The sequence below is a fragment of the Phenylobacterium sp. genome, from assembly GCF_004799395.1.
Taxonomy (GTDB): Bacteria; Pseudomonadota; Alphaproteobacteria; order Caulobacterales; family Caulobacteraceae; genus Phenylobacterium.
The window spans coordinates 1-8,099 of sequence record NZ_SSMZ01000007.1 but is presented as its reverse complement, the minus strand read 5'-3'; the positions used below and the strand labels follow the sequence as shown (position 1 = coordinate 8,099).

At 67.4% G+C, this 8,099-nt stretch carries 10 protein-coding genes; 9 read left to right on the top strand and 1 reads right to left on the bottom strand.

Annotated elements, in window-relative coordinates:
- The 5 genes from E8A12_RS00395 to E8A12_RS00375 form a co-directional block, all read left to right on the top strand.
- Positions 1 to 357 (top strand): proton-conducting transporter membrane subunit (locus E8A12_RS00395; protein ID WP_293365773.1); only part of this gene is annotated, 357 nt, incomplete at its 5' end.
- Between the two features lie 10 nt (positions 358 to 367).
- Positions 368 to 1,798 (top strand): NADH-quinone oxidoreductase subunit NuoN, encoded by a 1,431-nt coding sequence (gene nuoN, locus E8A12_RS00390; protein ID WP_293365772.1) that lies wholly within the window; start codon positions 368 to 370, stop codon positions 1,796 to 1,798.
- A gap of 1 nt (position 1,799) precedes the next feature.
- On the top strand, positions 1,800 to 2,540 hold the full coding sequence (locus tag E8A12_RS00385; RefSeq protein ID WP_293365771.1) for a biotin--[acetyl-CoA-carboxylase] ligase: 741 nt from the start codon (positions 1,800 to 1,802) through the stop codon (positions 2,538 to 2,540).
- Positions 2,541 to 2,543: 3 nt separating this feature from the next.
- Positions 2,544 to 3,317: a type III pantothenate kinase gene (locus tag E8A12_RS00380; protein WP_293365770.1), complete on the top strand. Its 774-nt coding sequence runs from the start codon at positions 2,544 to 2,546 to the stop codon at positions 3,315 to 3,317.
- Entirely contained in the window at positions 3,317 to 4,996 is a 1,680-nt protein-coding gene (locus tag E8A12_RS00375; protein WP_293365769.1) for a ribonuclease J, read from the top strand. Before E8A12_RS00380 ends, E8A12_RS00375 begins: the two co-directional genes overlap by 1 nt.
- Here E8A12_RS00375 and E8A12_RS00370 read toward each other — a convergent pair.
- Entirely contained in the window at positions 4,993 to 5,967 is a 975-nt protein-coding gene (locus E8A12_RS00370) for an aldo/keto reductase (protein WP_293365768.1), read from the bottom strand. The two genes, E8A12_RS00375 and E8A12_RS00370, sit on opposite strands and share 4 nt — an antisense overlap.
- Positions 5,968 to 6,094: 127 nt before the next feature.
- Here E8A12_RS00370 and E8A12_RS00365 point away from each other — a divergent pair, with 127 nt between their 5' ends.
- The 4 genes from E8A12_RS00365 to E8A12_RS00350 form a co-directional block, all read left to right on the top strand.
- Complete coding sequence (locus E8A12_RS00365) at positions 6,095 to 6,688, top strand: DUF2975 domain-containing protein (RefSeq protein ID WP_293365767.1); 594 nt, start codon at positions 6,095 to 6,097, stop codon at positions 6,686 to 6,688.
- Entirely contained in the window at positions 6,688 to 6,924 is a 237-nt protein-coding gene (locus E8A12_RS00360; protein ID WP_293365766.1) for a helix-turn-helix transcriptional regulator, read from the top strand. The genes E8A12_RS00365 and E8A12_RS00360 overlap by 1 nt, the downstream gene beginning before the upstream one ends.
- Before the next feature lie 38 nt (positions 6,925 to 6,962).
- Positions 6,963 to 7,814, top strand: coding sequence for an alpha/beta hydrolase (locus E8A12_RS00355; RefSeq protein ID WP_293365765.1), 852 nt, complete (start codon positions 6,963 to 6,965; stop codon positions 7,812 to 7,814).
- 96 nt (positions 7,815 to 7,910) lie between these two features.
- A partial coding sequence (locus E8A12_RS00350; protein ID WP_293365764.1) for a CoA transferase occupies positions 7,911 to 8,099 on the top strand: 189 nt, incomplete at its 3' end.

Here is an 8,099-nt window from a genome sequence, read left to right as displayed (position 1 = left end):
TTCATGCTGTTCACCATGGGCAACGTCGGCCTGCCGGGCACGAGCGGCTTCGTCGGCGAGATCCTGACCATGACCGGGACCTACGGCGTCTCCACCTGGACGGCGATCGTGGCCGCGACCGGCGTGATCTTCTCGGCGGTCTATGCGCTGACGCTTTATCGGCGGGTGGTGTTCGGCACGATCACCAATCCGAAGCTCGCCGACATCACCGACCTGGATTGGCGCGAGGTGGCGATCTTCGCCCCGCTGATCGCCGCCACTCTGGTGCTGGGCGTCCAACCCGGCCTCGTCATGAACCTCACCCAGGCCTCCGTGGACCATCTGGTCTCGGCCTACCAAGCGGCCATCGGGGGCTAAGACCTACTCCATGACCTTCTCCGCCGACCTCGGCCTGGCCTACCCGGAACTGATCCTGGCGATCGGCGCCCTGGTGCTGCTCGTCGCCGGCGCCTTCGCGCCCAAGGCCGCCCGCGCCGTGGGCTGGGCGGCCGTCGCTGTCCTGGCCGCCGCCGCCTACCAGGCCGCCACCGGCCCGTTCGGCAAGGGCTTCTCCGGCGGCATCATCTCAGACGCCGGCTCGGCCTTCGCGCAGGTGGCGATCTATGCCTCCAGCGCCATCTGCATCCCGCTCGGCCAGCGCTGGTTCGAGCGACGGGGCGTCGACAATTTCGAGTTCCCGATCCTCATCCTCCTGGCCGCCCTCGGCATGGGGATGATGGTCTCGGCCGGCGACCTGATCTCACTCTACGTGGGTGTCGAACTGCACAGCCTGGCGCTCTATGTCCTGGCCGCCATGCACCGCGACAACGCTCGGGCTTCGGAAGCCGGCCTGAAGTACTTCGTGCTCGGCGCGCTCTCGTCCGGTCTGCTGCTCTATGGGGCGAGCCTGGTCTATGGTTTCGCCGGCTCGACGCTCTTCAGCGACATCGCCGCGGCCGTGCATCACGGCGCCTCGACGGGCGTCCTGTTCGGACTCGTCTTCCTGATCTGCGGCCTGGGCTTCAAGGTCTCCGCCGCGCCGTTCCACATGTGGACCCCGGACGTCTACGAGGGCGCGCCAACTCCGGTCGTGGCTTTCTTTGCCGCCGCGCCGAAGCTGGCCGCCATGGTGCTGTTCGCCCGACTACTGGGACAGGGCTTCGGCGGGGCGATGATCCAATGGCAACAGGTGCTGGTGGCGCTCGGCCTGATCTCCATCGGCGTGGGCGCCTTCGCAGGGCTGGCGCAGAAGAACCTGAAGCGCCTGTGGGCCTATTCCTCCATCGCCAATGTCGGCTATGCGATCATCGGCTTGTCGGCCGGCAGCGCCGAAGGCGTGCAGTCGATGCTGGTCTTCATGGTGCTCTACATGGTCGACGTGACCGGCTTCTTCGCCTGCCTGGCCGCGCTCAAGCGCCAGGGCCGGGACATGGAGACCATCGAGGACATGGCGGGCCTCTTCAAGGAGCAGCCCGGCATCGCGCTCGCCATGACCGCCTTCTCGCTGTCGGCCCTGGGTCTGCCGCCGTTTTCCGGCTTCTGGGCCAAGGTGTTCGTATTCAAGGCCGCGCTGGCCGCCGGCCTGCCCATCGCCGCGGTGTTGGGTCTGGTGGGCTCGGTGGTGGCGGCCTTCTACTATCTGCGCCTGATCAAGGTGATGTGGTTCGACGGGTCCGTGGGCGTGACCGACACCCCGCCCATCGAGGCTCGGATCATCGGTGTGGGCCTGGCGCTGTTCTCCTTCCCTATCGTGCTCGGCGCGCTCATCTGGATCTATCCGGCCGCCGGCCGCGCCGCGCACGCCTTCGGCCTGGTCTAGCTTGTCCGAACATCCCCCGATCGAGGCCCATGCCGAGATCGACTCCACCAATGCCGAGGCTCGCCGCCGCGCCGAGGCGGGCCTGGCTGGCCCCGTCTGGATCACCGCCGGACGGCAGACAGCAGGCCGCGGGCGGCGCGGTCGGGCCTGGTCGACCGAGACCGGTAATCTCGCTGCCACCCTCTTGACCACTACGGACGTCCCGGCGGCGGAAGCCGCGCAGCTATCCTTCGTCGCCGCGCTCGCGGCCTGCGACCTGGCCGACACCTGCCTGGGCGAAGGCGCCGCGCGGCTGAAATGGCCAAATGATGTGCTGGTGTTCGGGCGCAAGGCGGTGGGCATCCTGGTGGAGTCCGGGATGCGGCCGGACGGACGCCTCTGGCTCGGCGTCGGCATCGGCGTCAACCTGGCGCACGCGCCGGAGGGCGTCGAGCGGCCCGCGACCTCGTTCGCCGAGCATATGGCTGGCCCGCCGCCGAAACCGCTGGACGCCCTGGAGGTGCTGGCGACGAGATTCGAATCCTGGCGCAAGCTCTGGGCCACGCAGGGCTTTTCGCCCATCGCTGAGGGCTGGACGGCCCGCGCCCACGGGCTGGGCGAACGCTGTGAGGCGCGACTGCCCAACCGCACGCTTTCCGGGATCGCGGAGGGTATGGATCCGGACGGCGCCCTGCGGCTTCGGCTGGACGATGGCGCACTTGAGCGCATAACGGCCGGCGACGTGTTCTTCGGGGAGGCTTGAGCCATGCTTCTGGCCATCGAACAGGGCAACACCAACACGCTCTTCGCCGTTCATGACGGCCAGGCGTGGATCGCCCAGTGGCGCTCGGCGACCCATTCCACCCGCACCGCCGACGAGTACGCCGTCTGGCTCTCGCAACTCCTGGCCATGGCCGGGCTGCAGTTCGGGGTCTTCAACGGCTGCATCATCTCCAGCGTCGTCCCGCAGTCGATCTTCAACCTCCGCAACCTGTCGCGTCGGTATCTGAAGGTCGAACCACTGGTGATCGGCGAGAACGCCGACCTGGGCATCGAGGTCAGGATCGACAAGCCCAGCGAGGCGGGGGCCGACCGGCTGGTCAACGCCGTCGGCGCCCACGTGGAATATCCCGGCGACCTGATTGTCATCGACAGCGGCACCGCCACGACCTTCGACATCATCGCGGCCGACGGCGGCTTTGAGGGCGGCCTGATCGCACCGGGCATCAACCTTTCCATGGAAGCCCTGCACCAGGCTGCGGCGAAGCTGCCACGCGTGGCGATCCAGAAGCCGCAACGGATCATCGGCAAGGATACGGTCGTGGCGATGCAGTCGGGCGTCTTCTGGGGCTACATCGGCCTCATCGAAGGGCTCATCGCGCGGATCAAGGGTGAGTGGGAGCGGCCCATGACCGTGATTGGCACCGGCGGCGTCGCGTCCCTATTTCATGGGGCGACCATGGCGATCGATACGTTCGATTCCGATCTGACAATCAGGGGCCTGCTCGAGATCTGGCGCCGCAACACCAGTAAGAGCTGATGCCCAAGACGAAAGACGACGAGCTCGTTTTCCTGCCGCTCGGCGGGTCGAACGAGATCGGCATGAACTTCAATCTCTACGGCTTCGGCCCACCGCACGACCGCAAGTGGATCGTGGTCGATCTTGGCATCACCTTCGGCGATCAGACCACGCCAGGCGTCGAGGTGATCCTGCCCGACCCGACCTTCATGGAGGAGAACGCCGACCGCCTGCTGGGCATTGTGCTGACGCATGCCCACGAGGACCACATCGGCGCCGTCGCCTGGCTCTGGCCGCGGTTCAAGGCCCCCATCTACGCCACCCCGTTCACCGCGTTCATTTTGAAGGAGAAGCTGCGCGAAGCCGGCCTCGTGGACGAGGCCGAGATCACCATCGTGCCCCTGGGCGGCAAGATATCCTTAGGCCCGTTCGAGCTGGAGCTGATCACGCTCACGCACTCTATCCCCGAGCCCAACGGTCTGGCCATCCGGACGCCGCTCGGCACGATCCTGCACACCGGCGACTGGAAGATCGATCCGGACCCGCTGCTGGGCGCCATCACCGACCAGGACGCCATCCGCAAGCTGGGCGACGAGGGCGTGCTGGCGATGGTCTGCGACTCGACCAACGTCTTCGTCGATGGCCACGCCGGGTCCGAGGCCGAGGTCCGCGACACCCTGATCCCGCTGATCGGCACGTTGAAGGGCAAGGTCGCGGTCGCCTGCTTCGCGTCCAATGTGGCGCGGATGGACTCCATCGCCCGCGCGGCGGAGGCCAATGGCAGGCGCGTGGTGCTGGCGGGGCGCTCGATGCACCGGATGTCGTCGGCGGCGAAGTCGGTGGGGCTGATGGAAGGGCTGCAGCCCTTCCTCGATGACAGCGAGGCCAAGAAATTCCCGCCGGACAAGGTGCTGTACCTGTGCACCGGCAGCCAGGGCGAGGGCCGGGCGGCCCTGTCGCGGATCGCCGATGGCACGCACCCGCACGTCAGCCTTGGCGCGGGCGATGCCTGCGTCTTCTCCAGTCGGGTGATCCCCGGCAACGAGATCCCGATCCGCAACCTACAGGACCGCCTCGCCGACCGTGGCGTGCGGCTCTACACCGAGCGCGACCACCCGGGTATTCACGTCAGCGGCCACCCTTGCCGTGACGAGCTGGCCGAGATGTACCGCTGGGCGCGGCCGGAGATCTCCGTGCCGACTCACGGCGAGCGTCGCCACCTGCTGGAGCACGCCGCCTTCGCCCGGGACCTGCAGGTGCCGCAACAGGTGACCCCGCGCAACGGCGACATGGTGCGCCTGGCCCCTGGTCGCGCGGCGATCATCGATGAGGTCCCGGCGGGCCGGCTCTACGTGGATGGCGGCATGGTGACGGTGGAGAACGGCGACGCCCTGCGCGAACGCCGCCATGCCGCCTCCAACGGCATGCTGGCGGTCTCGGTCGCGCTCGATGGGAACAGCCGCATCGCGTCGGGACCGCAAGTCCGCGCGCTCGGCCTGCCGTCGGAGCCCGACTATCCGCTGGACGACATCCTCGACGACCTGGCCGACGAAGCCGAGCAGGCGATCGCGCGGCTGAAGGGCGAGCAGCGGGACGTCGACGAGGAAGTGGAAGCCGCCATCTCGCGGGCGATCAAGAAAGCCAGCCAGCGCATCTGGGGCCGCCGACCGGTCGTCGAGACGACGGTGCTGAGGCTCTAAGCCGTTCGAAGCCCCAAGGCCTCGATCTCATCCATCTGCTGGGGCCCAAGCGCGCCCATGGCCTCCGCCGCGATGCATTGCGTGAGTTCCTGACGGTTCTTCACGCCCAGCACGACCGTGTCGATGTTCGGAAGGCTGAGCGCGTAGCGGTGCGCCACGAGGGCCGGGTCCTCGCCCCAGGCCGCGCACAACTCGCGAAAGGACGCCGCGCGATCGTAGTCCAGCCGGTCGGGGCTGTTGGGCGACAGGCTGCGGTCGACGGCAAGCGTCAGCGCCCCGGCTTGGACGGCCCGGATGCCCATGACGCCCAGCCCGCGCGCCTTAGCCTTGGCCGCGATCTCCCGCGGCCGGGCAGGCTCGGCGTAGCGTCTCAAGGCTCCGGGGCTGTCCATCAGGTTGGCGATGGCCTGGATAGCGTCCGGCCGGGGCGTGTGGTCTAGCGCCGCCAGGATGGCTGTCGGAACGCCGATGCCGGTGATCCCCCAGCCGCCAATGCGACCCTGCGCCTTGAGCGCCTCGAAGGCCGGCGCGGCGGCTTCGACGTAGGTCGACCAGGCCGTGGAAAAGCTCGCCTTGTTGGCGTCGCCGTGGGCGAAGCTGAAGCCGTCGGGATGGATGTTGGAATGCAGGAAGAAGAGGTCGACGCGTTCCAGCCGCATGGCCGTGAGGCTGGCCTCCAGGGCCGCGGTCAGACGCGCTGCCACTTCGCCAGGCGGCGCCGCGCCCAGCTGATGTTTGGTCGTGACCCTGACCCCCGCGGGCAGGTGACCGGCGAAGGTCTCGCCGATGAATGCTTCGCAGTTGCGGTAACTGGGCGCGGCGTCGAGCACAGTGATCCCGGCGTCTAGGGCGGCGCGCAGCGTCGCCTTGGCTTCGTCGTGGCTGGTATCACCCCAGATCTGGCCGATCCCGCCGCCGCCGAGGGTCAGGCGGCTCACCTCCCCAAGGCTTCCGAGCATCCCGGTGCGCATGTCGATCCTCTCGTTTGCGGTCACGCTAGCATGTGAACAGGCGGCGCGCGGTAGTTCGCATTAATTATTGTTTGACAGAAAATATTTGGTGCGAGACGCTGCGGTGATCCATCCGGGGAGACCGCCCATGGCTTCCGTCGTCGATATCGCCCTGCCGCGTCCGCCGCCCACGCCCAGCTTCCGCAAGATCCGCGCGGCCAGCCGCGGGTTCGAACTGCTGTTCGCGGCCCTGTTCGTGGGCTTCATCGCTCTAGCGGTGTTTAGCCTGTGGGTCCTATGGTTCTACCAGGGAACCCTGATCACTGTAGGCCCGCGCGGCGGCTTGATTTCCACCACGTCGCCGCCAGCGGACTTCATTCCGTTCCGCAATTGGCCGGTGGGCGAGAAGATCGCCTACACGCCGGATGTCATCTTCCGGGCTATACCGACGATCCTGTTGTGCTGGTGCTTGCGCAGCCTGTTCCGGGGCTATGGCCGGGGAGAGGTCTTCACGGCGCGCAACGCCGGCCTGATCAAGGTCATAGGGGTCTGCCTGATCGCCGCGGCGGCGGCGCCATTCCTATGTCATCTGGTGCTCGCGGCCACTGGCTACGAGATCGACAAGATGTGGGCCCACATGGTCGCTGTGCAGCAATTGGTTCTGGGCGCCGTGGTGTTCGTCATTGCGCTCGTCATGCAGGCCGGCCACGAGATCGAGCAGGACCGCGAGGGGTTCATCTGATGGCCATCGTGATCCGCCTCGACGTGATGATGGCCCGGCGAAAGGTCCGCTCGAACGTGCTGGCCCGCGCCATCGGCATCACCGAGGCCAACCTGTCGTTGCTGAAATCCGGCAAGGTGAAGGGCCTGCGGTTCTCCACCCTGGAGGCCATCTGCCGGGTGCTGGACTGCCAGCCGGGCGACATTCTGGAATTCGTGCCTGACGAGGGCCTCGAGGCCCTCCGGCAGGCCAGCTGACCGTTCGCCTCTGATGACTAGGCCAAGGAGAACCATCGATGATCGGGCGAACGATGGCGCTTGCCTGCAGCCTGGCGGCCCTGTGGGCCGGCGCGGCGCGAGCCGGGATGGCCGATGTCGAGGGCGGCCAGATCTATTACGAGACCTGCGGTTCGGGTCCGCAGGCCATCGTCCTGATCCACGATGGGGTGATCAACTCCGCCAGCTTCGACGACATGGGGCCGATTCTCTGCAGGGACTTCCGCGTCGTCCGCTACGACCGGCGCGGCTATGGCAGATCGCCCGCGGCCAAGGCTCCCTATTCAGCGCAGGAGGACCTGGCCGCGGTGATGGCGGCGGCGAAGTTCGACCATGCCAGCCTTGCTGGGTTCTCGTTCGGCGGCGGCCTGGCGGTCTCCTACGCCATCGAGCATCCGGAGCAGGTCGATCGCCTGATCATCTCCGGCGCCGCCATCAATGGTTTCCAGGTGTCCAGGCACTTCAACTATAGAATTCTGCACATTGTGCTGCCGATGGTCATTGGCGACTTCGACGGCCTCGTCGCCAACGCCCGCGCGGATCCCTGGCTGATTGCGCCCGGGCACGAGGTGGCGAAGGACAAGGCGGCCGCAATGATAAAGGCCAGTCCGCAGGACTTTCGCCATCAGGCCCACGACCCGATCAAGCCGTGGCCTTCGGACCTCAAGCGCATGCCCGACCTCAAGGTCCCGACGCTCATCCTGGAGGGCGAATGGGACATCCCCGATGTGCACGCCATGGCTGGCGCCGCCCAGGTGCTGGTCCCGGGGTCGACCCGCATCGTGGTGAAGGACGCCGGTCACCTCATGCAACTGGAGCATCCACATGAGGTCGCCGATCTGATCGCCGACTTCGTCCGCAAGGCCCGGTAGTCAGCAGCGCTTGCCGAATGCGGCCCGGGCGGCTTTCATGCCCTCAGAGCGAGACGCGGAAAACGCGCCGCCCCAGCGGTCAGGGAGGTCGCCGAATTGTCCGCCTACCAGGGCATCCGTATCGCCGACTTCAGCCAGGGGATCGCGGGTCCCATGGCGGCCATGCTGCTCGGCGACTTCGAGGCCGAGGTGGTCAAGGTCGAGCCGCCGGGCGGAGAGCGGGGCAGGGACCATCCCGGCTATCACGCCTTCAACCGCAACAAACAGGTCCTGACCCTCGACGTC

Coding starts and splice junctions, on each gene's coding strand:
- nuoN (WP_293365772.1), top strand. CDS start 368: ATGACCTTCTCCGCCGACCTCGGCCTGGCCTACCCGGAACTGATCCTG.
- E8A12_RS00380 (WP_293365770.1), top strand. CDS start 2,544: ATGCTTCTGGCCATCGAACAGGGCAACACCAACACGCTCTTCGCCGTT.
- E8A12_RS00375 (WP_293365769.1), top strand. CDS start 3,317: ATGCCCAAGACGAAAGACGACGAGCTCGTTTTCCTGCCGCTCGGCGGG.
- E8A12_RS00370 (WP_293365768.1), bottom strand. CDS start 5,967: ATGCGCACCGGGATGCTCGGAAGCCTTGGGGAGGTGAGCCGCCTGACC.
- E8A12_RS00365 (WP_293365767.1), top strand. CDS start 6,095: ATGGCTTCCGTCGTCGATATCGCCCTGCCGCGTCCGCCGCCCACGCCC.
- E8A12_RS00360 (WP_293365766.1), top strand. CDS start 6,688: ATGGCCATCGTGATCCGCCTCGACGTGATGATGGCCCGGCGAAAGGTC.
- E8A12_RS00355 (WP_293365765.1), top strand. CDS start 6,963: ATGATCGGGCGAACGATGGCGCTTGCCTGCAGCCTGGCGGCCCTGTGG.